Annotated in this window: 17 protein-coding genes; 4 read left to right on the forward strand and 13 right to left on the reverse strand. The window is 62.6% G+C overall.

Features of this window, described 5'->3' with window-relative positions; genetic code table 11:
- Positions 1–971: helix-turn-helix transcriptional regulator (locus tag KHO23_RS31250; RefSeq protein WP_236067061.1), on the forward strand; the 971-nt coding region annotated here is incomplete at its 5' end.
- Positions 972–1,033: 62 nt separating this feature from the next.
- Here the strand turns inward: KHO23_RS31250 and KHO23_RS31255 are convergent.
- The 6 genes from KHO23_RS31255 to KHO23_RS31280 form a co-directional block, all read right to left on the reverse strand.
- Positions 1,034–2,236, reverse strand: coding sequence for a DUF445 domain-containing protein (locus KHO23_RS31255; RefSeq protein WP_211616406.1), 1,203 nt, complete (start codon positions 2,234–2,236; stop codon positions 1,034–1,036).
- Between the two features lie 83 nt (positions 2,237–2,319).
- A complete protein-coding gene (phaZ, locus tag KHO23_RS31260; RefSeq protein WP_211616408.1) occupies positions 2,320–3,162 on the reverse strand; it encodes a poly(3-hydroxyalkanoate) depolymerase in 843 nt (280 codons plus the stop codon).
- A gap of 56 nt (positions 3,163–3,218) precedes the next feature.
- Positions 3,219–3,641, reverse strand: coding sequence for a phasin family protein (locus KHO23_RS31265; protein ID WP_211616410.1), 423 nt, complete (start codon positions 3,639–3,641; stop codon positions 3,219–3,221).
- Between the two features lie 61 nt (positions 3,642–3,702).
- Positions 3,703–5,409 carry an alpha/beta fold hydrolase gene (locus KHO23_RS31270; protein ID WP_211616412.1) on the reverse strand — a complete coding sequence of 569 codons (1,707 nt, stop codon included), beginning with the start codon at positions 5,407–5,409 and terminating at the stop codon, positions 3,703–3,705.
- A 47-nt stretch (positions 5,410–5,456) separates the two neighbouring features.
- Complete coding sequence (locus KHO23_RS31275; RefSeq protein WP_211616414.1) at positions 5,457–5,921, reverse strand: MaoC family dehydratase; 465 nt, start codon at positions 5,919–5,921, stop codon at positions 5,457–5,459.
- A gap of 30 nt (positions 5,922–5,951) precedes the next feature.
- Entirely contained in the window at positions 5,952–7,595 is a 1,644-nt protein-coding gene (locus tag KHO23_RS31280; protein WP_211616416.1) for a fatty acid--CoA ligase, read from the reverse strand.
- Positions 7,596–8,077: 482 nt separating this feature from the next.
- Between KHO23_RS31280 and KHO23_RS31285 the strand changes: the two genes are divergently transcribed.
- The gene (locus KHO23_RS31285; protein ID WP_236067062.1) at positions 8,078–8,713 is read left to right on the forward strand and encodes a Crp/Fnr family transcriptional regulator; all 636 of its coding nucleotides are present in this window, start codon (positions 8,078–8,080) and stop codon (positions 8,711–8,713) included.
- A 48-nt stretch (positions 8,714–8,761) separates the two neighbouring features.
- On the opposite strand, the gene KHO23_RS31290 is transcribed toward KHO23_RS31285, so the two are convergent.
- From KHO23_RS31290 to KHO23_RS31300, 3 genes are all read right to left on the reverse strand, one after another.
- The gene (locus KHO23_RS31290) at positions 8,762–9,844 is read right to left on the reverse strand and encodes a porin (protein WP_236067063.1); all 1,083 of its coding nucleotides are present in this window, start codon (positions 9,842–9,844) and stop codon (positions 8,762–8,764) included.
- Positions 9,845–10,286: 442 nt separating this feature from the next.
- On the reverse strand, positions 10,287–12,047 hold the full coding sequence (locus KHO23_RS31295; protein WP_328822015.1) for a long-chain-fatty-acid--CoA ligase: 1,761 nt from the start codon (positions 12,045–12,047) through the stop codon (positions 10,287–10,289).
- A gap of 115 nt (positions 12,048–12,162) precedes the next feature.
- On the reverse strand, positions 12,163–14,292 hold the full coding sequence (locus KHO23_RS31300) for an alpha/beta hydrolase fold domain-containing protein (protein ID WP_211616420.1): 2,130 nt from the start codon (positions 14,290–14,292) through the stop codon (positions 12,163–12,165).
- Between the two features lie 63 nt (positions 14,293–14,355).
- Between KHO23_RS31300 and KHO23_RS31305 the strand changes: the two genes are divergently transcribed.
- Positions 14,356–15,033 carry a TetR/AcrR family transcriptional regulator gene (locus tag KHO23_RS31305; RefSeq protein WP_211616422.1) on the forward strand — a complete coding sequence of 226 codons (678 nt, stop codon included), beginning with the start codon at positions 14,356–14,358 and terminating at the stop codon, positions 15,031–15,033.
- 28 nt (positions 15,034–15,061) lie between these two features.
- Here the strand turns inward: KHO23_RS31305 and KHO23_RS31310 are convergent, their stop codons facing one another.
- Entirely contained in the window at positions 15,062–16,774 is a 1,713-nt protein-coding gene (locus KHO23_RS31310; RefSeq protein WP_211616424.1) for a thiamine pyrophosphate-dependent enzyme, read from the reverse strand.
- Between the two features lie 235 nt (positions 16,775–17,009).
- Positions 17,010–20,126 carry an AAA family ATPase gene (locus KHO23_RS31315; RefSeq protein WP_211616426.1) on the reverse strand — a complete coding sequence of 1,039 codons (3,117 nt, stop codon included), beginning with the start codon at positions 20,124–20,126 and terminating at the stop codon, positions 17,010–17,012.
- A 128-nt stretch (positions 20,127–20,254) separates the two neighbouring features.
- Between KHO23_RS31315 and KHO23_RS31320 the strand changes: the two genes are divergently transcribed.
- On the forward strand, positions 20,255–23,308 hold the full coding sequence (locus KHO23_RS31320; protein WP_211616428.1) for an ATP-binding protein: 3,054 nt from the start codon (positions 20,255–20,257) through the stop codon (positions 23,306–23,308).
- Here KHO23_RS31320 and KHO23_RS31325 read toward each other — a convergent pair.
- Both KHO23_RS31325 and KHO23_RS31330 read right to left on the reverse strand, forming a co-directional pair.
- Positions 23,305–25,083, reverse strand: coding sequence for a LuxR C-terminal-related transcriptional regulator (locus KHO23_RS31325; RefSeq protein ID WP_211616430.1), 1,779 nt, complete (start codon positions 25,081–25,083; stop codon positions 23,305–23,307). The genes KHO23_RS31320 and KHO23_RS31325 overlap by 4 nt on opposite strands.
- A gap of 192 nt (positions 25,084–25,275) precedes the next feature.
- Positions 25,276–25,677 carry a DUF3331 domain-containing protein gene (locus KHO23_RS31330; protein ID WP_211616432.1) on the reverse strand — a complete coding sequence of 134 codons (402 nt, stop codon included), beginning with the start codon at positions 25,675–25,677 and terminating at the stop codon, positions 25,276–25,278.

Raw genomic sequence — 25,677 nt, forward strand, 5'->3', positions numbered from 1 at the left:
GATTCCATTACCACGTTGCGTATCCTGCTTGGACTACGGCTCATGCAACGATGGCACTCTTCCTGTGCGGGAATAGATTGCACGAGCATTTATATGACACAGTAAGACTAATCAGCTATCGCATACTCATTCGAATCGCGGTGGCACGCGCCAATTTTACGCACGCGTATGCTTTGCTCGACAGTGCACAGGCGCTGGGCCAGGAACGTCGATGGAACCGGCTGGTTGCCGCCGCGCTCGCTGAAAGAACCCGATTGAACCTGGCAGAAGACAGGCTTGCCGAAGCCGGCGCGTGCGTGGGACAGCTGCGTCAGTTGGCCACCGCCAACGCCGGGTCGTCCGGTGCGGTGTCGCCGGAGATCGAGAACTACCGGGACCTTGGGGCTGCGTGCCTGGCGATACGGCGGCAGCATACCCAGGAAGCGGTCGCGATATTGAGCGGTGCACTGGAGCGTCTCGGCCACCTCCACGGAACCTATCTCGCGCTGCGACTGCGAACGCTCCTCGCTCTGGCGTGGCTAAACGCAGGCGAGCGCGATCGGGCGCTCGCGATATTCCACGAGGTTGCGACGGCCGCGGCACCTGCCGGGGTCTGCCAGTCGATTGTCGATCAAGGGCCGGACATCGGCCCGCTGTTGAACCTGGCGCGCGACAGCGTCCGCACCACCACCGCCAAAGCGCAGGAAATAGTGACCTGGCTAGACCGTTTGCTGAACAGTTGGCGAGCACAGCACGAGCCCAACAACCAACCCCGGCGAGAGGGCGAACGCGAGCGCCTTAGCTCGCGAGAGCGCGGCATCGTCGAGTTGATCGCACAGGGACAGTCAAACAAGGAAATTGCGCGTACGCTCGGCATAACACCCGAAACGGTCAAGTCCCACGTCAAGAGCATCTTTACCAAGCTGGAAGTCGACAAACGCGCTCAAGCCGTCTCGCGCGCGCAGGCGCTCGGGCTGGTCAAACATAGCTAGGGCCGGGTCACGTCAATCGCGGGCTTACGTTGGCCGCCCATGCCAGGCGGACAGTGCCGGACTTACCGCAAGACAAGCAATACACATGCATGGATCAGGACGCCCACGGCGCCACCGACAAACGTGCCGTTGATTCGAATGTACTGCAGATCCCGGCCTATCTCGGCCTCGAGCTTGCGGCTCACTTCCTTTGCGTCCCAGCCTTTCACGACGTCGGTGATTAGCGCCGACAACTGATGGCGATGGCGCAGCACGAGCAACCCGGCAATATCGAGCCACCATGCGTTCAACTTGTGCCGAATGGAAGGCTCGTTCGCAACGCCCTTACCGATCGATACGAAGCTGGCGGTGATCACGTCGCGCACCGCGGAGCGGGCGTCTCCGAGATCAGCGAGCACGTGCGAGCGGACGCGATCGAGCAGGACGCGGTAGTAGCGCCCACCTTCAAGATGCCGAATGCAGTCGCGCAGCAACTGTCGGCCAAAGCGGCGATAAACAGCCGAGGTCCGCAGGTTGCTGGACAGATCTTGCACCGCCACGTCGAACCGACGCCGAAGCTCGTGTTCCGGGTCCGCCACGACCTCATGGATGAGCGCGACGATGCCTTCGACAAACTTGTTGACGATGTACGCGTCCAGCGGCGCCGGCGTGAATTTCGACGCCGCGCTGAACTTCGCCTTGATCAGGTCCACGTTGGCGCTCAACCACGTCTCCACCGCGCTCAGTCCGCGATTCAGCAACGGCTGATGACGGTCGCCTTCGGTGAGAATATCCAGGACCTGGCTCGCAACGCGCGATACCTCGAGCGTGCGCAAGCGCGGAATCACGACTCGATCGAAGAGATGTTCGACGTCCGTCTCGTCCATGCCGTCAAGCAAGCGGGGGAGCGAGCCGGCCACCACATCTGCGATTACCGAGCTGTTTTCGCGTACTGCGAGCCACCCCGCCAGCGCTTCTGCCGCATTGAAACCACTCAGTCGCGCGACGATGACTTCGGGTGTCAGGAAGTTCTCCTCGACAAAGCTGCCCAGACTCTCGGCGATGCGGTGCTGGTTCCTCGGAATGATGGCCGTGTGCGGGATCGGGATCCCGCACGGATAGCGGAACAACGCGACGACGGCATACCAGTCCGCAATTGCACCGACAGTACCCGCCTCGGCAAAAGCACGTGGCCACTCCAACCATGGATAGGCGGCCTGCCAGACCACGCAGGCGAGCAGCAGCACGATCGTCGCCGCGAGCAAACAGGTCGCCGTCGTGCGCATGCGCTTCAGCCGAACAAGCTTCCCGTCCCCGACTGGGTCAAGCTTCGCGCGCCCGGAATTCCTGTCGGTCCCAGTCACGAAGCTCAACCCGCCTCCTGCCGCAGGAACTGCTTCACTACTGGGGCGACTTCACCTGCCCGGGTGATCAGAAAAAGATGGCCGTCATCAACCACATGCAGGGTCGCATTTCGAATCCGTGCCACGAGAATTTTTGCGTTCGTGAGCGGCACGATCGGATCGTCGCTTCCATGCATGACGAGCGTCTTTTGCCGAAGCGCGCCCAGCCACGGCAAGCTGGTCCAACCCGATGCGGCGAGTAACTGGTAGAGATAGCCACGGCCGCGCGGCGCCTGAATATGGCGGCTGTGTTGCTCGAGCAAGGCGGCGTCGTGCCGGTACGCGCCGCCGTATATCTCCGCCCCGATTTGCCGCAGGTAGGCCGGATCGGTATAGCGTCGCGGCCCGATCAGTTTGGAAAGCACCGAAAGCCGCGCAGGCACCATGATGACCCCCGGCGACGTGGCCGCGAGAATCAGCCTGCGGCAGCGCCTGGGGTAAAGGTGCGCGAACTGCTGGGCGAGCGCCCCACCCCACGATACGCCGAGCACATCGACCGGGCCGGTGTAACCGAGCCGCGTCAGGAGCTTGTCGGCCAGGACGGCAAGCGTCGAGAACCGATACGGGATCAAGGGGACGGGCGAGCCGCCGACGCCTGGGACGTCGAAGACGATGACTGTTACGTCATCCAGTGCTGCAACGAATGGCTCGACCAGTTCGAGATTCGCGCCGATTCCATTGAATAAGAGCAACGGCGGCGAGGCGTCGCTGCCACGCCGGACCGCGACACGCAGCAACTGGCCGTCCAGATCGATCGTCTGGATTTGCATGGAGTCGACACACTCCGCGCCTGTTTGTAAGTCGGTCATCCGTTGATTCCCCTTGTTAGACGCCTCGTTGTGGCGGCTCGCACCAGCCCGTTCGATCACTTCCTGGGCTGCACGAGCGCTTTCAGTTCCTCGACGTGTTCAGCAAAGCGCTTCGTGACGACAGCGATACTGTCGGTTTGAGCCCGGTACGCCGCATCCGCGAGTTCCTGCATGTCCATGAATGCCTTTTGCAGTGTCTTTTGAACCCCTTCGCCGGTTGCAGCGGCGGATTCACTGCCCGGGGACCGCAAGCGGGTGACGAGGGATTGCAGTTCGGTCATCGTCGAACGCACGACATCCATCTGCTTCTGACCGAGTTGCTGTACACCCGCGAGCGCAGTCATATTCGCCTCGGCGAGCGCTTCAATGTCCTTGCGGCGCGATTCGAGGATTGCGGCTATGTCGACGCCCGGCAGCTTGAACTGCGTGATGAGCTTCGTATATTCAGAAAAGATAGTGCTGGGATTGAGTGTTGTCATGATGACTCCGTTAAAGTAGTTGCAAAAAAAAATCGTATTCGCTATCCGGCAATGATGCCGGTTAGGCTTCCGAAACATAAGTCCCGGGTGCTTTCACACCGGCCGGGTGCCGTTCACTGCCAGGGGCCGCAGGCGCTGCCTGTTTTTCGCCGGACCGGGCGACCAGCCAGTCTCTCCAGTTGCCCCACCACGAGTCCGCTTCTGTCTTTGCGCCGGCAAGCCATGCATCGGCTTTCGCAGGCAGCTCAGGGTTGAGGTAGTACTTCGCCTTTGGATTGCCGGGCGGATTGATCAGGCTCTGGATATGACCGCTCGAACTCAGAACAAAACGTGTATTGCCGCCAAACGTCGTGGCGGTGTTGTACACCCCCTTCCACGGCGTAATGTGATCCGTCATGCCCGCCACCACGTACTTGTCGCACGTGACCTGGGACAGGTCGATTGGCGTGCCTAGCACCTTCAGCGCGCCCGGCTTGCTGAAGAGGTTTTGCGTGAAAATATCGAGCAATTGCCCATGCATCTTCGCCGGGAGCCGCGTCGTGTCGTTGTTCCAGTAAAGGACGTCAAACGCTGGTGGTGCGTTGCCCAGCAGGTAATTGTTGACCCAGTAGTTCCACACCAGATCGTTGGGCCTCATCCAGGCGAAGACGCGTCCCATTTCCTCGCCCGCCAGTACGCCGCGAGAGGTGCTGTGCTGCTTGGCCGCTGCAATGGCCTCAGGCGTTGCAAAGAGGCCAAGTTGCGAGTCGGCGGTATTGTCGAGTACGGCGACCATCAGCGTGGTGGCATTGACCGTGGTATCGCCCCGGCTCGCAAGATGTCCGAGCAAAGCAGAGATGGTCATCGCACCCGAGCAGGCGCCATGCAGGTTGACGTCGTCGCACCCGGTGATCTCGCGCACTGCCGCAATGGCTTCCACCAGCGCGCTGACATACGTGTCCAGGTCCCAATGGCTTTGAGCCGCGGTCGGATTGCGCCAACTGACGACAAAAACCTGGAGTTCGTTCCTGACCAGATAATCGACGATGCTCTTGCCCTCGGAGAGATCGAAGATGTAGAACTTGTTGATCTGAGGCGGCACGATCAGTTGCGGGCGGCTGTAGACGTTTGGCGTCGTCGGCGCGTACTGGATCAGTTCCAGCACTTCGTTGCGGAAAACGACCGCACCTTGGGATGTACCGAGATTCTTGCCTACTTCGAAAGCCGACTTGTTGACCTGCGTGGGCATGCCGCGATTCTTGAGCAGATCCATCACGAGGTTGTTGCAGCCGTCCAGCAGGCTCGTGCCGCCCGTATCGATGACCTTCTTGAGCGCAGCGGGATTGCCCAGCAGCGTGTTCGTCGGCGACGCCGCGTCCGTGATGAGCGACATCACGAACCGCGCACGCTCCTTGTTGGCGGAATCCAGCCCGGAGCGCTCGACGAAACCCGCAAGCGCATTGCGCCACGCGAGGTAGCCTTGCAACGTCACGCGATACAGCGAATTGTTCTGCCATGCGGCGTCGGTGAAGCGTTTGTCGCCTTTTGGCGGCGCAGATTCCGCGTGACCCGAGAAGAGCCCGAAAAGCTCGCGAGCGAAAGCCGCTTCCTGCTCCATGACCAGGCCGGGTTGCCGCCATGCCTGCGCGCCGATTTGCTGTGCGGTCGCGACGATATCGCACGGTCGCAGGCCGACAAAGGGATTGGGGCCCAGCATTTCTTCAGCAGCCGACGCCGCGAGATCATCGATCTTGTCGCTTTGCCGTGGGCTTTCAGTGGTTACCGCCATTTTGCTGCTCCTTCAGGAAAGTCTTCCGCTACGCCAAAAGGCATGAGTCACGCGACCAGCATCGCGAGGGTTTCGGCAACCAGTGCCGGCTTGTCCTCGCCATCGATCTGCAGTTCGTTCATGGTCTTGATGAGGATGCGGCCGCCGCCCTTGTTTTCCGCCGACACGAGCGTGACACGACTACGCACACGCGCACCTGCCTTGACGGGCGTCATGAAACGCACTTTGTCCAGACCGTAGTTGAGACCCGCCGAAGCGTCCTTGGGAACGATGCCGATCTCGATCGCGAAGCCCCCCAGCAACGACAGGGTCAAATAGCCGTGTGCAATCGTGCCGCCGAATGGACTCTCTCGCTTCGCCCGCTCCTCGTCCACATGGATCCATTGCGAGTCGCCCGTACACTCGGCGAACGCATTGATACGCGCCTGATCGACGACCACCCAGTTCGACACCCCCAACTCGCGCCCCACGAAGTCGCCGATGGTGGCCACGCTGTAATTTTCGATACTCATCGCTTGCACTCCTGAAAATTTGCTTGCCGATCAGGCGAACTGCTCGCGCAGCCACTTCTTGTTGGTCTTGCCGACACTCGTCTTGCCGATCGCATCGACGAACTTCACGACCTGCGGCACCGCGTATTTCGATATCTTTCCGGATGTGCTGAACGACAGTACATGCTGCTTGATGTCGTCCTCGGTGACGGCCGCGCCCTCCTTGAGCACGACCAGCGCCACAGGTCGCTCACCCCACTTCTCGTCCTTGATGCCGATGACGGCCACTTCGGAAACGCCCTCGTATCGCGAGATCAGATTTTCTATCTCGAGCGACGAAACCCACTCGCCGCCGGACTTGATCACGTCCTTGAGACGGTCGGTGATCTGGATGTTGCCGGTCGAATCGATATTGGCAATATCCTGCGTATGGAGATATCCACCGGCCCACAGTTGCTCGGAAGCCTCGGGATTGTTCAGATAGCCCTGCGTGAGCCACGGTGCGCGCGCGACGATCTCGCCGGTGGCATGACCGTCGTGGGCGAGCTCGTCCATGTTGTCGTCGACAAGACGCAGGTCAACGAGCGGAACAGGCCGACCGGTCTTGCAGCGCAGCCGAAGCTGCTCGTCGGCGTCGAGCTTGTCGGCCCCGGGCGGAAGTTGCGCGAGACTGAGTACCGGGCAGGTTTCCGACATCCCGTAACCGACGAACACGTCGATGCCCCGGTCTAGCGCCGCCTGGGCGAGGCCTTGCGGCAACGCGCCGCCGCCGATGACGATCTTCCACTTGCTCATGTCCGTCGCCTTCCCCTCCTCGCACGAGAGCAGCATGTGCAGGATCGTGCCGACGCAATGTGAGAACGTGACGCCCTCTTCGCGCACGAGTCGCGCGAGCCGGTCCGGAAAGTAGCGCCCGGGATAGACCTGCTTCACACCCAGAACCGTGGCGATATACGGCATGCCCCATGCGTGGACGTGAAACATCGGCGTGAGCGGCATGTACACGTCGCCACGATGGAAACGCTGTCCCGAGACAGGGCTCGCCAGTGCCGCCATCAGGGTGATGGTGTGCAGAACCAGTTGCCGATGCGTGAAGTAGACGCCCTTGGGAAGACCGGTCGTACCGGTGGTGTAAAACGTCGTTGCGCGCGTGTTCTCGTCAAAGTCCGGGAAGGTGTAGCTCGTGCTGTTCGCCGAGAGCATCGCCTCGTATTCAGCCGAGAAGGGAATACTGTGCGCGGAAGCTTCGCTACCTGGCTCATCGATCCAGATGAAAGTACGCACGGTTTCCAGTTTGTCCTTGATCGCTTCGAGGACAGGCAGAAAATCCGTGTGAACCAGCAGGACCTCGGCGCCGGCGTGATTGATCGTGTAGGCGATTTCAGCCGGGGAAAGACGCACGTTCACGGTCTGCAAGACAGCGCCCATCATCGGCACCGCGAAATAGCATTCGAGGTAGCGGTGGCTGTCCCAATCCATCACCGCGACGGTGCTGCCGTGCTCCACGCCAAGTTGGCTCAAACCATTGGCGAGGCGTGCGATACGCTCGCGCAACGTCGCATAGGTCATCCGGAACTGATCCCGGTAGACGATCTCCTCGTCCTGCGCCTGAACGAACGGCGTGAGCAACAGTTGCTTGATCAGCAACGGATAGGCGTAGGCGGTGGCACCTGGCGTCTTGACTTCGTCCTGCATCTGTATCTCCTTCAGTTCCAAAATGGATGGCAAGCGGGTGTTGATCGTTTAATTCTTCCCGGCCCGCTGTGATAAATGCGTTGGGATAATCATGCAAGTGTCAGGACTCGGGAAATACCCCCTGAATGGGGGAGTGTCACGGATTCAACTGGGGGAGTCCCGAGCCTGCAAGCCCCGGCCCGCCGGGCAATGGCTGCCGCGCGCCGCAGTGAAGCTCGAATTCGCCGCCCCCCCCCCCGTTGCCCTACCTTGCACGGCAATTTTCCGCACGTATAAAATGAATCGAACTTCTCGATATGCGGCCCGAACCCGATAACGTGCTGGCGACCAACCGCCTGGCGATGCTGTACGCACGCGTCGGCAGCGGCACTCGTCTGTGATTTCCTGCCGCGTATTCAGCACTTGTGCACATTGACCGTTCCTAAATGGCATTCATGACCGACACGTCCGAAGAAATGCGGACAAACCAGTGGTTCTGCTCCTTGCCTGCGCTCGAGCAGGAGGCGCTTGTCCAGCGAAGCGAATTGATGACGCTGCAGCCTGGCGAATATCTGTTCCGCCGCGGCGATACGCCGACCGGCTTCTGCGGCCTCAAGAACGGCAGACTCAAAGCCTTCACGCTGCGCGAAGACGGCAAAGAAGCGATCCTGGCAGTCATCGAAGCCGGCAACTGGTTCGGACAGACCTCCATGACCGTTCGCCAGCCACGCGCGCGTGACGTCGTCGCGATCGAGCGATCGACCGTCTTCGTGGTCAGGACACCCGCCTTTGACGAACTGATGCAGAGTCAGGCGTTCCTTCGGGCCATCAACGAGTTGCAGTCCATTCACATGAATTGGCTCTATCGCATGGTCGAAGATGCCACCCTCCACTCGACGCGCGCACGCGTTGCCAGGCGCCTGCTGTCGCTCGCGTCGGGCGACGTGACAGCGTGGCCGCAGAGTCGCCAGCACGTCAGCGTCTCGCAGGACACCCTGGCCATGATGCTCGGCATCACGCGCCAGACGCTGTCGCTGGAGCTCAAGGCACTGGCCGAAAAAGGAGCGATCGTTCTCCGGTATGGTCGAATCGAAATATGTTCGAAGGACATCCTCTCGTCCTTTCAGGACCATCCGTGACCGCTCCCGCCGGCACTCCCTCGAGCCGCTCGCCGTCCCGCAGGCAAACTAGAACGTATGCCGCAGGCCGGCCATGATGGCTAGCTGGGTTGTGCCATACGCCGAGCTCAGGGCGTTGACGCCCTGGAACTGGGCGCCAACCATTCCGCCGCGATACAGCGAATAGTCGGCTTCCAGATAGGTATCCGTGCGTTTGGACCAGTTATAGTCCGCGAGCAGCTGGAATTGCGTCGCGTTCCCGTCGGCCGCTTGCGTCTTCCCAGTCTGAATCGTGCGCCATACGTTCGCAGAAAGGTGAGTCGCATTCCCGACCAACTGCGTCACCCCACCAAAAAACATTTGCCGGGAACTGAATGTATTGAATTTAAGCGCGGACAATTCCGGCGCGCTGAATGGGCCGTTAGGGAAATTGCCGACAAACCCCGCGTCCTGCCGGTTCACGGCCCATCCGGCACTGACTGTCGTATCGCCGAGCGAATAGGACCCGCCAGCAGTCCAGGATTTGAAGTGCGCGGAAGTGTTGACGGCATCGCGCGAGTCCAGGTACGCGGCAGCCAGACGCAATGGCGCGCCGGGCAAATAGAGTATCGATGCCCCAATCTGACTTCCCGAACCAAATGAACCTGCATTGCCACCAAACGCATACGACACCTCGGCGGTGAGGGTTTGCCATCGCGCCGCGTACTTCACCATGTTGCTGGTCCACACGCCCTGGGCCATCATGACTTCCGGCCGAAACTGGTAGAAGGTCGGCAGCCATGCATTGGTCACGAAGGCGCCCACAACAGCGTCGGTAAGCGGGTTGATCTGACGGCCCATGGTCAACTTTCCGTAGCTGCTCGACTGCAGGCCGACAAAAGCCGTATTGAAGAACGGATAAGCGGGGTCGGTCGCCCCGGTGTTCGGGAAAAAGCGATTCTCCAGCTGGAATACGACCTTCGTTCCGCCACCAATGTCTTCCGCTCCCTTGAATCCCCAAAGGCTCTCGTTTGCACCATTGGCGAGCTGCACACGAGAATCGCCTTTCGCATTCGCATGAGTCGTGTAGCGAATGCCTTCATCGACGACACCGAAGAGCGTGACCGACGACTGCGCGGCAGCTGAGACGGAGTACAGCGCCGCAGTAGACATGACGACTGCCAACAGGCCGGCCTTGCGTCGATGCCCCTCTTTTCCAGCCAATCTCCTTACCTTCGTCATATATAAATTCCGATTTTATGATTATGTCGTACTACGAACAATATGAACCACATCGGCAGCTTGTTCATTGCCAGCCGGGCACGAGCGCTTGAGTTCTTCCTGTTGCGTGACTCAATGAGCCGGCATAACCTGATTCGCCTGCCGGCTCGGCGAAAACCTCATTCTCTGGCGGCACCGGCTCCGATCAAGGCGTTGTGTCCACAGCCACACGTTGCCCGGAAACTTTCACCACAACTGCCAGAAAACTTACTTTGCGCGCTGCGAACGCATCAGCCACTGCGCCACGCCTTATTCCGCCGCGTTGACGAGGTCTGGGGGATAACCCTGGAGGCGTCCTATCAGCGTGGTCAAAACACATCACACCGGCAACGGATCAATCCAGCCGGCGACCCTCGGGTCGAACGCTTCGACTCCCCGTTTCCTCTTCCTGCAGCAGTCGCCACTGGATTTTTCCGCTCGCGGTGCGGGGCAAGCTGGCGGCAAACTGAATGACACGCGGGGTCTTATAGGACGCCATGCGTTCGCGGGCCCACGACACAATTTCTTCTTCCGTTGCGTGCTCGCCTTTCCGAAGCACGATGACCGCCTTTACCGACTCGCCTCGACGCGGGTCTTGAGTCGCAATGACACACGCTTCCTGTACAGAAGGATGTTCGAACAGCATGGCCTCGACCTCGGCCGGCCAGACTTTGTAGCCGGAGGCGTTGATCATGCGTTTGAGCCGGTCGACGATGAAGAAATATCCGTCCCGATCTACATAGCCGAGGTCGCCGGTGCGCAAGTAGCGCTTGCCATCGATCACAACGAACGCCTCTCGCGTGGCTTCGGGCGACTTCCAATACCCGTCGAATACTTGCGGGCCGCTGACGAGAATCTCGCCTGTTTCGCCTTCACCGAGAGGCTCGAGCGTCTCGGGATCGACAACGAGTGAATCCGTGTTGAAGACGGGCACCCCCATGCACTGTTGCTTGCTGTGCTTCGGCGGATTGATGTGCGTCGCCGCCATCGTCTCGGTGAGACCGTACCCTTCCACGTACGGGATGCCCCAACGCGCCTCTATCTGCTGCGCGACAGCCTGCGGCATCGCGGCACCGCCACCGCTCAGGTACGCAATGGAACTCAGGTCGAACCTGTCGACGCCCGCCTGGTTCAGCAGGTCGATGAGCATCGTGGGAACCGTGATCCATGTGCTGACGCGGTGGCGTTCAATCACGTGCGCGGCACATTTCGCATCCCAGCGGGTCATGATTGCCATCGTGGCGCCGATGAAGATTGGCATGTTCATGCAGTTCTGCATGCCGGTGACGTGAAACAACGGCACGGAGCACAGCATCACGCTTTCATTCGCGAGGTTCGGCCATTCAGCGCACGAGACCGTTGAATGCATCACGCTGCGATGGGTATGGATGCACCCTTTGGGGCGACCGGTCGTGCCGGACGTATACGGAATGACCGCGAGATCCTCGGGCCCGGATTCGTGGTCGCGCGGAATGCACTCGCGAGAAAGCGCGTCGTTCCAGGCAATGAGGGTGTGGTCGCCGACAGATTCCGCATGGTGCGGCCCGGACGACGTCAGGACCTCGGGCAGCGGCAGATCGGTGCGCTCGCGCAGATAGTCGGGATAGCGTGCAGGGACCACATAATCTACCTGGCGGCCCAGCAACGGCCGTACGTGCTCCATGCGTTCTTCGCCGACGAAGGCGACTCTAGCCCCGCTATCTTCGAGTATGTGCTGCAGTTCCGAAGTACGGTTCATCGGATTGACGGGCACGACTACCGCATCGGCGCGCAGCACCGCATAAAAGGCGATGACGAACTGCGGACTGTTCTGCATGTACAGGACCACGCGGTCACCGCGGGCGATGCCGCAGTGCTGCTGCAGGAAGCCAGCCATCGCGTCGACTTGATGTCGCAACTGCCGGTAGCTTACGGAACTGCCGTAGTAATGGATTGCAGCCTTTTCCGGATGGCGGTTCGAGGAGACTTCGAGATTCGTGTACAGCGATGTCTGCGGCGCGGATAAATGGCGCGGCGTGCCGACCGGCTGACGCGTTGATGTTGCCGTCATGTCTACTCCGAGCATGAGACGAAATGCAGTGATAGGGCGAAGCGCCTGGAAACCGATTGCCTGCATCACGGGCGAGTCGCGCCATAACGAATAAAGCAGGCAGGATCTGCCCACGCCGGCGATGCGTGAGCAGGGTGTGGAAGATCCGAACCGGCACAGTGCGCGAGGCGGATGCGTCTGTCTACGTCTGAAGAAGCTGGCGGCTCCACTGGCCGATTTCTTCAAGCGTCCCGGCGGTTTCCGGCAGAAACGGGAAGAGCGTGAAGACATGAACCGAATCGCCCACCATCTTCAGCGTCACGTTCGCGCCGGCCGCCCTTGCCCGCTCCGCAAAGCGAGTCGTGTCGCTCTCCAGCACCTCTCCCTCGACGGCCGAAAGGAATACCGGCGGAAGGTCTGCAAGGTCCGCGAACAACGGTGAGACCATCGGATCGGTCGGCTCGTGACCCTGGAAGTAGGACGCGACAAGATTGGACAGCGTCTCGCGATTCGCGGCCGGGTCGTCTCCCGAATTCGCCATGATGGAGGGGCCGCCAAGCGTGAGGTCCGTGAGCGGGCAGATTGCAATGACGCCGCCCGGCAACGGTAGCCCCGCGCGGCGCAACGCAGCAGCCAGCGCCAGGGCGAGGCCGCCACCGGACGATTCGCCGCTCAGGAACACCGTCGAGGGATCGACACCCGCTGCGAGCACGCCGCGATAAGCGCTGAATGCGTCATCGAAAGCCGCCGGATACGGATGCTCGGGCGCGAGGCGATAGTCGACCGTGTAGCACGGACCGTTCAGCGCGCGAGAGAGACGGCTTGCGTATTCAACCGAGCTCTTCGCCGAGCCCAGCACGTAGCCGCCGCCGTGGAAGTGCAACACGGTGGCCTGTTGCCCTGCTCCCGCTGCGACCACCCGCAACGCGCTCACCCCGTGCAGATCGACGTCCGTCACTTCGGTGCTGGCGGGCGCCGGGAACTGCTCCAGAAGGAATCGTTCGTAGGCTGCACGCTGTCCCCGGTCGCCACGCGCAATGTCATCCGGTTTGAACACCCCCTTCCAGAGATCGAAAGCGCGCTGGCTCTCGGGGCGCGCCATCCGCTTTCCTTCACGCGCCGCGCTCAAACCGACCACCTCGCCAGGCGGCAGTTTGGCGGCTTCGAGAACGTCGTGCCCCCACGCGAACGACCACGAAGCCTCGGCCAGCGGATCGATACGCGAGAGCCCCTTCAGGCGTCCGTTACGCTGGCGTACACGTGCCTCGTCGGGCTCGTGCGCCCAATCGACGACAAATCGCGCGCCCGCCTGAATCCGCGTCGTACGCGGCTGACGGCGCCGTTCGTATTCCAGCAGCGCGTCCTGAACGCCGGCCCGGCCATGCTTCTCGAGACAGGTGGCAAGAACCCATGCGTCTTCGATCGCCTGACAGGCGCCTTGCGCCAGGTAGGGCACCATCGCATGCGCGGCGTCGCCGAGCAGGGCGATCCGTCCCGTACTCCAGTGTTCGATCGGATCCCGGTGGTACATCCCCGTAATGAACGTCGAGTCCACGGCGTCGAGCATCTTCTGGACAGTCGGCTCGGAACCCTCGAACGAGCGCCGCAGTTGCGCGACGTCGCCCGACTGGGTCCACGATTCGCGGCTCACTTCGGTTGCCGGCACCGACGCCAGAATGCTGTAGAGGTCCTTACGCACCCAGTACGAAACGATATTCCTGCCTATGCCGAACCAGTTGTTCCCGGCCACCGGCAACCTCAGGCCCTTGAGCCGGTCGGCCGGGATGAGCGAACGCCACATCAGGATGTTGGCGAACTGCTTCTCCTCGGGTCCCCGGAGCGCCGTCCGAACGGCAGAGTGAATGCCATCCGCGCCGATCACGGCGTCGCCGCGAATCACTTCGCCGTTTTGCAACGTGACGCAGGCGCCCTCGTCGTCCTGGGACACCGACGCGACCTCTGCCCCCAGCCGGATCACATTGGGCGGCACGGCCTTCGCGAGCAGGTCGATCAGGTCGGCGCGGTGGACGTTGTAGAGCAACGCGCCATAACGGGCCTCGGCCTCTTTGCCCAGTGGCGCCACGTACAGGAGACGCCCGGTCGACAACTCGAGGTAGTCAAAGCGCTCCGGCACGGTTGCAATGCCCGCCAGCGCGGGCTCAAGCCCCAATTCCCGCAGCACGATCGTGCCGTTCGCCGCGATCTGGACGCCCGCCCCCACCTCGGTCAATTGCGGGGCGCGCTCCAGTACAATCGGCTCGATGCCGTGGCGCAGCAGCGCCAGAGCGGTTGTGAGGCCACCAATGCCTCCTCCTACGATTACGACTTTCATGCTAAGTTTCTCCAACTGGGTTAGTTACTCCAGTGTAGTTAATTAACTCGACACGGTAAAGTAATGGCGACGTCAGGGAAAACCCTTCGCTCGGATGGAGCGGAGACGCGAATTCGCTTAAAAGAAGAAGCCCAACGCCTGTTCGCGCTGCGCGGACTGGACGGGGTTTCCGTGCAGGACATCATCTCGGCCGCGGGGCAGAGAAACAGCGCCTCGCTGCGCTACTACTTTGGCAACAAACTGGAACTGGCGCGTGAGCTGGTCGTCGACGGCGCGCGCCTGATCGACGAAGACCGTCAGGCGCGGCTCGACAGACTGGAGGCGGAGGAAGGAATAAACGTGCGGGCGGTATTGGGTGCGCTGCTTTTTCCGATGCTTGAACTGGCGGATCGCACGGGTCAGGCGACCTACATCCGCATGATCGCCAACTTGCAGTTGAACAACCGCGCGTTCTTGCGGGAGGCGCTGGAAAACAAGTGGAATCTGGGTTATCAGCGTTGCAACGCCCAGCTCCGGAACCTGCTTGCCGATATTCCGCCGGCAATCGTCGATCACCGGCTGTCGCTCATCAGCATCTACGGCAATGCCTCACTGGCAGCGTGGGAAGCGAGCCGGGACAGTGGCGAATCGGGCGCGCTCTGGTCCCCGCAATACGCCGTGTCCAGTTTGATGGACAGCTTTGAAAGCGTACTCACCGCCGCACCCTCGGAGGAAACGCGGTCCCTGCTGAGGGAGAGCTGACCGCGAGTTTCCCGGCTGCCGGCAAGGCCTACAAATTTTCGCGGATCATGGCGAACACGTCGGCGGACTGCCCCTGCAGCATGGCTTTCGCTGAATACAGGACCATGCCGTAGGCCGAGCCCCACTCGATCTTCGGCGGCATGACGAGCGTCATCGTGTCGACCTTGACGTTCAGAAGCGCGGGGCCGGGCTCCTTCAACCATGTCATGACGGCCTCTTCGAGCTCGTCGGCTTTTGTCACCGTGCGCCCCCACAATCCGATCGCCTCGGCGACCTTGCCGAAGTCCGGGTTTTGCAGGCCCGTATAGAGCGGGAGCATGCCTTCGGACTTCTGCTCGATGTCGATAAATCCAAGCTTGCCGTTGTCGAACACGACCACCTTGACCGCCAGCTTCTCCTGCACGAGCGTCATGAGCTCACCGAACAGCATGGCGAGACCGCCGTCGCCGGACATGGAAATCACCTGGCGTCCAGGCTGGCACTTCTGCAGCCCCATTGACATGGGCAGGGCCGCCGCCATCGTGCCGTGGAGCAGACTCGAAAACACCCGGCGTTTTCCGTTCGTGTCGATATGCCGGTAAAGCCAGACAGTAGGCGTCCCGTCGTCGGCACAGAAGAGTGCATCGCTCGCTGCGTGCCGGTTGATCAGCTCGGTCAGATAGATGGGCGGAATCGTTCCGCGGTTCGACGCGACGGCCTTGGACCGGTGGGTTTCCAGTGCGCTGGCGTGCCGTTCGACGAGCTTGTCGCGGAACTCGGTTGACGTGCGCGGTTTGAGGCGCGGCAACAAGGCCTCCATTGTCGATTTGATATCGCCAACCAGCCCTAGCGTGACCGGATGCCGGCGGCCGAGATGATCGGGTGCGAGGTCGATCTGAACGATCCTGGCCTTCTCCGGATAGAACTGCCGCCACGCGAAGTCGGCGCCCAGCAACAGCAAGGTCTCGCATTCTGATACCGCCAGATAGCCTGCTTCGCCGCCGATAATGCCGGTCATGCCAACGTTATACGGGTTGTCATGCTCCAGCGCGTCTTTTGCGCGGGACGTGTGTGCAATGGGCGCCTTCAGCCGCTCGGCCACCGCCAGGATTTCGGCGTGTGCACCACGGCATCCGGAACCCCCGTAGATCGCGATCTTGTCGCCGCCCGAATTGAGGATGTCAGCGACACGGTCGAGGTCCGCATCGCTCGGCCGGACCTCAGGCACATTCGTGTGGACCGAATACGGGACGTCATCGCTCGCATTGGCATGGGCGATGTCAACCGGCACGATCAGCACGGCGACGCCACGCTTTGCAATGGCGGTCTGACAGGCAATCACGGTTTTGCGTCGCGCCTGCTCCGGCGTAATGATCATGTCGCAGAACACGCTGCACGATCCGTAGATCGCCTTGAAGTCGACTTCCTGCGGAAAGTTAAAGCCGAGTTCCTCGCTCGCTACCTGAGTTGCGATCAGGATAACCGGAGCCCGATTGCGGTTGGCATCCACCAGGCCGTTAATGAAGTGAAGGCTGCCAGGGCCACAGCTTCCCGCCACGGCCGTGAGGTTGCCGGTCAACATGGCTTCGGCTTCGGCGGCGAATGCCCCCGCCTCCTCATGGCGCACATGGACCCACTCGATATCGCTCTCGTTGATGTGGTGAGCGATGAGATTCAGCGTGTCGCCCACGATCCCGTAGCAATGCTTGACGCCCGCCGAGGCGAGCGTATCTACGATGATTTCGGCCACTTTTTTGCTCATGTCGACATCTCCTGAAGGTGCTCCATGCATAAAATGATCCGCTGCCAGTGTGAAGCGCAGACCCGGTGTGTGCGTCGCCGCGGGTCGTGCTGATTCCATCGGTGGGACGAATCACTTATCTTGCATCGACGCCTTACTACCCGATATCACCCTGAGGGGTGATCGGCGCGATGACGGCTCCCCCATGCCTCATTCCTGATGCCTCATTCCTGATGTCACATGTTTGAAGCCTGTGTCAGGGTGTTGAAAGAGCAAGCAGACGCCGGCCGATCCGATCGCCACTCCGCAAGGAATTCGACAACCGCTCGAGCGTCGAAATGAAATGGCGCTGTTGCACGTCCGCCTGTTCGATGTCGCCACGGGCCTCGTGAATCGCGGCCGCCGTACGGTGAAGCCGCCAGTCCGCCAGCGGGGTTTCGAATCCTGCCGTGGCGGCGAACGCGGAGTTAATGTGCTCGAGTGCAATAACCGGATCGCCACTCGCGAGCGCCTCTCGCGCAACGACTTCCCAGGCGAGTGCCTGCCAGGTCCGGTCTTCGGTGGCGAGGGCGAGCTTGAGAAACGCCTCCCCTCGCGATCGGGCGGTGCGATGGTCGCCCGCCATCAGCGCGGCCTCGGCGCTACCCCATTCGATTGCCAGTCGCCAGTACCAGTCGAACATGATGGGCGTGGCGTCCAACTGTCGTTGCGCTTCGGCAAACAGCGCCGAGGCGCGTGCGCCGTCCTCCAATCCTATATACGCGAGGCCCGCGAGCACGATGCACGCACGGTGTTGCACGGGCAGCAGTGCACCGGAATCGGCTTCGACCGCCGGCGCGCACCGGTTGAAACCCGGGACGAAGCGTTCGACCATTTCGATGACTGACTCGTAGTCCATCGTGTGCACAAGCAGCCAACCCCGATAGACCTCGAGTGTGCGGGCCGCAAAATAGTCGCCGTTCTCGCGGAACGAAGCCATACCGTGGTCGAACGATTCCATCGACCGGCCTAACTCGCCAAGGAAGAGTTGAGCCCACGACGTCCCCAGCCGGACCATCCACGTCGCCCTCGCGAGGTCGAAGCCCGGGTGTTCCACCGCATGCTCAAAGAGGATCTTGTAATTCGTTCGCACAGTCCCGAGTGCTTCGCGATACCGGGTGGAAATGATGCACAGCATGCTGTATTCCATATTCGCCCGGGCGATCAGCAAGGGATCCCCCGTCTCGCGCAGCGCACGCATCGCCGCCTCGCACTCGGTCAGATCGGCATGCGACCAGCCGTCGGTCCAGATACGGCGTACGTAGGCGCTCACGCGCACCAGCGCACTGGCGCGCAGGTCGGGATGGGATGCGCTGAGCGTAAGCGCAACGTTCAGCACCTCGATGCAACGCTGCCTGTCGCTCCAGCTAAAAACGTAGGCGAGGCCGAGCATGGCGCGCAATTGCGCATCGAGCCGGCCAATCGTGCGGGCCTGTTCCTCCAGTTCGATCCAGGCGGCCTCGGCGCGCGGATCATGCGCCGCAGCGTAAAGCGACGCGCGCGCTTCGGCAAACTCAAAGCTTTTAAGCGGACGCAAATCAGCCGGCAACTTTGCGGTGAGCGAAGCGGCAAAATCGAGAATCGACTGCGCCTCGCGATACGCAAAGCGAACCTTCGCGGTTTGCAGCGCGAGGCGTAGATAGTCGATCGCCTTGAGCCAGTCTCTCGCGTCAGCGAAATGTTGCCCAAGCTCGTAGGCCACCTCCGCTCGCTGATCGCGAGCATAGATCGCCTCGAGCCGTTCCGCGATTTGCCGATGCAATCGGGCGCGGCGAGTCAACCCTTGACGTCCATAGAACGCGTGGCGAATGAGGGCGTGGTCGAAACAGAACATCGCCGCCACTCCCCCGTCGGGTAAGCGTTTCACTCCGCAACGCCGAATAAAGCGTTGATTGCGTGCCAGCGCCTCACAAAGATCGTCGAACTGCTCCGTTGGCAGACCCGCGGCCTCGGCCACGCTCGCCGATGAAAAGCTGAGTCCTGCAACGCTAGCGGCTTCAAGCAGATTCCGTTCGTCGGCGGGGAGGCGCCGGATTCTACCCTCGAGCGTCCGGGTTATCGTGCGTGGCGCTGCCGCGCCGATCGTCGCGAGAGGCGCGAGTGGCCGCCAGCCCGTCGCCGTCTTGCGGAGCAGGTTGCGCTCCACGAGATCGGCAAGGGTTGCCCGCATAAACAGCGGATTGCCGCCACAACGTTGCGCGATGAGATAAGACAGTTCTTCTTCGGCAGGGTCGGCATGATCGCGGTCGGTCAGCCACGCAACCACCGCGTCGCGAGGCAATGGGCCAAGCGCCAGCTCCCGGCATAGGCCCCTCAGCGAAAGCTCGTGGTGCAGTTGCTCGATGGGGTGTTCAGCAAGCGCCGCCTCGTCCGGCCGGTAAGTGGCAACGACCATCAGGCGCAGCGCGCCTGGTTGGCGCGCCATCGCCGCCAGAAAATCGATGGTTGAGTAGTCGGCCCAATGAAGATCTTCGAATATCAGAAGCAGCGGTTGCGTCTGCGTCAGAAAGCCCAGCAAGCCCCGGATCTCCCGCAGCATGCGTTCACGCGACGCGCCAGGAAGCTGCCGATGCAGAGACTCGCGCACATGACTCGCCACCTGCGCCGGGAGCTGCCATGCCCACGTGGGCGCCAGCGTCACCAGCGCTTTCACGACTTCGCTGCCGCCAGGCCCCTGGCAAAGTTGTCCGAGCGCCTGCAGAACCGGATAAAACGGCTCCGTGCCGCCATAGCCCTCGACACAATGCCCTTCGGCGACCCACGCATCGTCAGGTTCGAACCGTTGGGTGGCAACGAACTGCTTGAGCAACGCTGTCTTGCCGATGCCCGGCTCACCGGTAATCACCACGACCTGGCTGCTTCCGGATCGGGCCCGGTCCATGGCGGCACTCAGTTGCTGCAGTTCGCCCGTGCGCCCGGCAAAGCGGTCGAAGCTCTCCTCGCTTGCGGCCGGCACGGGCGCAGTGGTCGGGGCGATGACGGGCGCGACGAAACGATAGCCGCGGCCGCGCAGCGTTTCGATGTAGCGAGGGTGCTGCGCGCTATCGCCGAGCTGTGCCCGGATCATCTGTATGTGGCTCTTCACGACTTCGGGCTGCACGTGCACATCGGGCCACACGGCTTCGAGCAGCGCGTCATGGGTAATCAGCGCACCGCGATTCTCGATCAGAAACCGCAAAACGCCGAAAGTCTTGCGCGTGAGGTCGATCCGCTCGGGTGTCGAGTCGGAATCCAGCCGCCAAAGGCATTCGTTCGCCATATCCAGACGAAAGCCTTCGAAACTGACTGAGGAAAGCCTGCTCGACTGAGCCTTCATACCGACCTTGCTCCTCATGCTTCTAATCCAGAAGGGTAAACCTCTGGTCCTGATTGGGTCATGGAATGCTCCAGTCCGCGTGACCGACACGCGCAGTATAAAATCGCGACAACCAAATCAGGTTGCTGCTCCGTCGGAGAACCTACGTGATCGATTTCCCACCCTTTCGGCTGGATCGAGCGAATCGATGCGTCTGGCAATGTGCGCCCGACGGCACGAGCCGCAGGCTTACGTTGGCGCCGCGCGCCTACGACATGCTGCAATACCTGATCGATCACGCTGGCCGGCTCATCACGCACGACGAATTCCTCGATGCACTGTGGCAGAACGTGCATGTCCAGCCTGAAGTGCTGAAGGCCCACATGCTGACCATCCGCACGGCGCTCGGCGACGATCCCGCACGTCCAAGCTTTATCGAAACCCATCGCGGCCGCGGCTATCGCTTCATCGCGCCGCTCTCCGCCAGTTCCGGCACCGGCGTGCGCAAGGCGGACGAACGCGGCCATGGCGGATTCGTCGGCCGCAAGCAGCAACTGAACCGTTTGAAGACGCTGTTCGACGAGGCACGCAATGGCGCATCGCGCATCGTGTTCGTGGCGGGCGAACCGGGCATCGGCAAGACGACGCTCGTCAACCGGTTCCTGGATTCGCTCGATGGCGATGCCACGGTGTTGACGTCGCTCGGACGCTGCGTCGAAGGCTACGGCGGCATCGAGCCGTACTACCCGGTGCTCGACGCGCTGACACAACTGACCCGCAGCGAAGCCGGCCCGATGCTCACCCGCACGCTCGTGTCGATCGCGCCGACCTGGGCACTCCAGATGCTCGGATCGGTGCCGCAGCAGTACCGCGCCGAACTGCAGCATCAAGTGATCGGCGCGGCGAGCGGACGCATGTTGCGCGAGATCTGCGAATTCCTCGAAGCGTTGTCGCTCGAGCGGCCGATCGCGCTGGTGTTCGAAGACCTGCATTGGTCCGACTATTCGACGGTCGACATGTTGTCAGCGCTGGCCCGCCATCGCAGCGGCGCACGTCTGATGGTGATCGCGACGTACCGTCCGGAAGATGCCGAACTCGCGCAACATCCGTTGTGCCGGCTGAACCGCGATCTGGGGCTGCAGAAACTCTGTCACGACATCGTGCTGGAACCATTGAGCGAAGGCGCCATCGCCGAATATCTGACGGGCAGCCCGCGCGAGGATCGGCCGGGCAGCGCGAACGGCTTCGCTCAACTGGTGCGTGAGCGCTCCGGCGGCAACCCTCTGTTCATGGTTGCGACGCTGGATCACCTTGTCGAGCAAGGCATCGCGCAATCGACGCCCGAAGGCTGGAAGCTGCATCTGTCGCCCTCGGAAGTGCGGCTGGAAGTGCCGCTCACGCTGAACCAGGTGATCGAGCATCGCATCCAGCGGCTCTCCGACGACCAGCAACGCGCGCTCGAAGGCGCGAGCGTCGCCGGCCTCGCGTTTAGCGCGGCCACTGCGGCGCCGGCCGCCGGCCTGGGCCAGGAGCATTTTGAGGAGATCTGCGAGGCGCTCTGCCGTCAGGAAAGTTTCATCCGGCGCGAGCCGTCGTCTGCGCTTGATGACAGTCTCACCGCGTGCACCTACGCATTCCGCCACACGATGTACCGGCAGACTTTCTACGAGCGGCAAGGTCTGCTGCGCACCACCCGCTCCCATCTGCGCGTCGCCGAGGCGCTCGAGGCGCTGTTCGCACCGGACGAGCGCGGCGGGGTCGCCGCCGAACTCGCCCAGCACTTCGCCGCCGCGAAACGTTGGGAACGTGCACTCGGCTATCTGCGCATTGCGATCCAGACGGCGAAGAAACGTCTCGCGTACAACGACGCGCTCGCGGTCCTCGACCGCGCGTTGATGTTCGCGGCCAATCTGCCCAGTGAAGCGCGCGCCGCGGCGGAAACGGAATTCCTCGAAGGCCGCGCTTCGATCTTCGCGGCCGCCCACGATTCCCGCGCGCGGGAAACCTGCGAACAGCTTGCGGAGCGCGCCGCGCAGCACGGCCTGATCGACATCCAGAGCCGGGCGCTGATGAGCCTCGCGTATGCGTATAGCTGGCGCGACCAGGCGCGCTGCAACCAGATCATCGACGAAGCGCTCGCGCTGAGCGTTCGGCAGACTAACCCGCAGCAGCAGGCCCGCACCCGCATCAGCGGCTATGTATGGCGGATGTGGGTGCGCGGCTGGTGTGCCGAAGACATCGCGCAGTGCGAAGAGGCGCTTGTCCCCCTGCGCGCCGGTGAGGATCCCTACACGACCGCCTGGTCGCTGTGCGAATACTCCATGGTCCTGCTCGTGTCGTCGCGCTACCAGGAAGCCCAGGACACTATCCTCAAGAGCTACCGTTTCCTCGTCGAGAACGACGAAAACCGCCCCGAGTTCAATATGGCGCGCGCGACCTGGATGGTGCATCTGGGTGTGCCGTGGACGCAGCTCTATCTCGGCGATTTTGGCCGCGCGCAACGCGAGTTCGACAAGGCGATCACGATGTTCGCGCACAACGGCAACCCGTACGGTGCGGACACGCTCACGCTCTATCGCTGCTGGGTGCAGTTTCACGCAATGGATTTCGACGCGATGCTGCAATCCTGCGCGCAGGTGCTGCCCGGCAAGTCGCCCGAACCGGGCAGCGGCAAATCGATCCTGCCGGCCGAATTCCGGCTCTGCCTGCTGCTGACCGGGCTCGCACAGCTCGGCCTCGGCGATACGCGCGCCGCACGCGACGCGCTTACGCAGGTAATGCAGCGGATGGACGCGCTGCCGGTGATCTTCGACTGGTACTGGCGTCTGCCGCTCGAATGGGGGCTCGCGGGCGCCGCACTGGCGGACGGCGACCTCGACGCTGCGATTGCCCATGCCGACCGTCTTGTCAAACTGGCGACCCGTATCGAGGAGCGCACGTGGCAGGGCTTCGCGTGGGAGTTGCGCGCGCGGGTCGCGTGCGAACAGCACGACGCAAGCCATGCATTGCGCTGCGTGCAGCATGCGCTCGAGGCAACGCGGGGTTACCAGACGCCGCTAGCGGACTGGCGCATCCATCGCACGGCTGCCCGCGCCTGTGAGTTGGCCGGTGACACACAATCGGCCAACCGCCACGCAGCACTCAGCAAGACGATGAAGGACGCACTCGCCGCGACGCTGCCGTCGGGCCATCGTCTGCGCGAGACGTTCGAAGCGGGCTAGTCAGCGGCGCGCGCGCCCCCGGATAGCCGGACGAGACCCAGACGGCTCGCCAGCGTCACCGCTTCGATCCGGTTCCTCACCGACAGCTTCGTGTACAGATGCTTTGCGTGCGACTTCACGGTCTCGGGCGCGATGCACAGTCGGATCGCGATCTGCTTGTTGGTCAGCCCACGCCCCATCAGCCCGATGATCGCGCGTTCACGCTCGCTGAGGCCCATGGCGGCCACGGATCGCGCGATGTCCCGCGGCGAATCGCACCCGGCCGGCGCATGGGCGGTGCCGCGCCGGCGTCGCGACATCAATGCGCCTGCGTAGGGAAGCAGCTCGCGGACGTCGCCGGCCGGTTCGATCGAACCTCGCACGATCCCGTCGATCAGCTTCGCTACGCGCTCGCTGCACTCAACGAGCGTCTGATGCAATCCCGCCGAAGCCGCCTGCTTCAGCAGCGCGACGAGCGTCTCGACCGCCTGATCGCGCAGCCCGGCGACCAGCAACGCTTCGACCAGCAATAGCGCGATCGTCACCGCACCGTATCGATCGCATCTCAGAACGGTATCGCAATGGAGCTGCCGCAGCGCCGCGAGATCGACAGCGGCGGATACGTGAATGGGTGTCTGAGGGAACGCCTGAGCGGATGCCTGGGAATGCGCCTGCGCGAGCGCAAGCCGCGCCTGCGCGAGCACGTGGTAGCGCGCGATCTCGAAGCGCGCGCTGCTGCTCGCCGCGCCGCATTGCCCGGCCAGCACGGTGAGCCGTTGGGCGCAGAGCGCCGCCTGGTCGATGCGATCCGCGGCCACGTGCATCTCGACCTGCTGCGCGAGGCTGGCGGCGCGCAGCCGCGGCCAGTTGCGCTTCATCCCAAGCGCGTCCGCCTCGGCCAGCAGCAGGAGCGCTTGTGCCGGCTGCCGCCGGTTCGCGGCGATGCGAGCGAGCAGTCCGTAACCGCGCACCGCGCCTTCGATCGCACCGCCCTGCCGGATTGCCGGCAGCCGTGCCGCGACCAGCGCCTCGCTCTCGTCGACTCGCCCCTCCTCGTACAGCACCTGCGCCATCACGCAGGCGGGCAGCGCGTCGATTGCCGCCGGACCGGCGCCGAAACGGCGCGCGACATCGAGCGCGTCGTCGGCCAGCAAGCGCGCGGCATTGAAATGCATCTGACCGAATTCGATCGCGGCATCGAGCGCAAGGTCGAACATCGTGGTGATCGCGCGCAGCCGGCCCGGCTGCTCGTCCGGCGCGCGGCGTTCCACCGCGTAGAAACTCTCGAGATCGCCGAGGCGCCAGTAAACGCAGCGGCACACTGTCAGCGCGACGTGCGCGGTTGGCATTGCGGCGCCAAGCCGCAGCGCGGAAAGCGCAGCGGCCAATGCGGCTCCCGCGTCGTCCTGCAGCATGAGCGCCGCGGCCCGCACGGCGGCGATCTCGCAACGCACCGCAACCGCGACCGTGCCCGGCAACCGGCCGATCTGCCCTTCAATCCGCTGCGCGCTCAGCAGCGCTTCGGCGGCCTTGAGCCGGACCAGCATCTGCCATGCGCGCGCAAGATCCGGATAGATGCGCGCCACACTCACCGCAGGCCGCCCCCGCCCGACGCGCGCCAATGCCTGAACTTCGTCGACGGACACCGACCCGGGCGGCACGACGTGAAGCGCCCGCATCACAACGGCTTCGACAACGGCTTCGACAACGCCTTCGGACTGCGCCCGCGACGGCGCCACGCGGGGATGAAGATGCCCCGCTTCCTGATCAGTTTCGCAGACAAATGCCTCGTTCATTCCACGCTCCGCCGGACACCCGATCGTCGCAACCGCTTGACGAACACAGTACCGTCCAGACTAGAGATGAGCGTCCGGAAAAGCGTGATGATTCGGTTCTTTTTTGGTAAAGGATGGGTTGTTGCCCGGTATTGCCCAGACTGCAACCGAAACGAAAGCGATCAATACCGGGGTTTGTAATGCGGCCGGCGATCAGCCGGGCGACACGCGCTCGACCTCGGCCGCCAGCATCATTGCAGCCGCGTTAACGGGCCTCGGCCGCCCCTGTCGCGGACGATAGACCGCGTCGCCGGCCTTGATCGGCGCACCAGACAACGCGCATCGACCGCGCCGCCTCGAGACGCCCACCCGCCACAACTGATCGCCGTAGCGGCAGGACGTTGCATCGCACCAGTACACGACCACGATCTTCGCAGAAACACGATCGAGCACGCGCACCACGCATTCGCGGCACGCGTCGATTTTCGCAGCGGGCACCTTTGCCGCTTCAAGGCGCGGCGCTAGCCGGCTCGCAGCCCACTCGCACGAGGAGCCACCGTCGAGCAGCCGCAACGCGGCGCACCAACATCCGTCATCCGCCAGATCGGCCTGCAT

Source organism: Paraburkholderia haematera, from assembly GCF_905220975.1.
In the GTDB taxonomy this organism is placed as follows: domain Bacteria; phylum Pseudomonadota; class Gammaproteobacteria; order Burkholderiales; family Burkholderiaceae; genus Paraburkholderia; species Paraburkholderia haematera.

Excerpts from the sequence above, each read along its gene's own strand:
- KHO23_RS31300 (WP_211616420.1), bottom strand. The coding sequence starts at position 14,292 with ATGAAAGTCGTAATCGTAGGAGGAGGCATTGGTGGCCTCACAACCGCT.
- KHO23_RS31255 (WP_211616406.1), bottom strand. The coding sequence starts at position 2,236 with ATGCGCACGACGGCGACCTGTTTGCTCGCGGCGACGATCGTGCTGCTG.
- KHO23_RS31275 (WP_211616414.1), bottom strand. The coding sequence starts at position 5,921 with ATGAGTATCGAAAATTACAGCGTGGCCACCATCGGCGACTTCGTGGGG.
- KHO23_RS31265 (WP_211616410.1), bottom strand. The coding sequence starts at position 3,641 with ATGACAACACTCAATCCCAGCACTATCTTTTCTGAATATACGAAGCTC.
- KHO23_RS31295 (WP_328822015.1), bottom strand. The coding sequence starts at position 12,047 with ATGCAGGCAATCGGTTTCCAGGCGCTTCGCCCTATCACTGCATTTCGT.
- KHO23_RS31325 (WP_211616430.1), bottom strand. The coding sequence starts at position 25,083 with ATGAACGAGGCATTTGTCTGCGAAACTGATCAGGAAGCGGGGCATCTT.
- KHO23_RS31305 (WP_211616422.1), top strand. The coding sequence starts at position 14,356 with ATGGCGACGTCAGGGAAAACCCTTCGCTCGGATGGAGCGGAGACGCGA.
- KHO23_RS31290 (WP_236067063.1), bottom strand. The coding sequence starts at position 9,844 with ATGTCTACTGCGGCGCTGTACTCCGTCTCAGCTGCCGCGCAGTCGTCG.
- KHO23_RS31310 (WP_211616424.1), bottom strand. The coding sequence starts at position 16,774 with ATGAGCAAAAAAGTGGCCGAAATCATCGTAGATACGCTCGCCTCGGCG.
- KHO23_RS31315 (WP_211616426.1), bottom strand. The coding sequence starts at position 20,126 with ATGAGGAGCAAGGTCGGTATGAAGGCTCAGTCGAGCAGGCTTTCCTCA.
- KHO23_RS31270 (WP_211616412.1), bottom strand. The coding sequence starts at position 5,409 with ATGGCGGTAACCACTGAAAGCCCACGGCAAAGCGACAAGATCGATGAT.
- KHO23_RS31330 (WP_211616432.1), bottom strand. The coding sequence starts at position 25,677 with ATGCAGGCCGATCTGGCGGATGACGGATGTTGGTGCGCCGCGTTGCGG.
- KHO23_RS31280 (WP_211616416.1), bottom strand. The coding sequence starts at position 7,595 with ATGCAGGACGAAGTCAAGACGCCAGGTGCCACCGCCTACGCCTATCCG.
- phaZ (WP_211616408.1), bottom strand. The coding sequence starts at position 3,162 with ATGACCGACTTACAAACAGGCGCGGAGTGTGTCGACTCCATGCAAATC.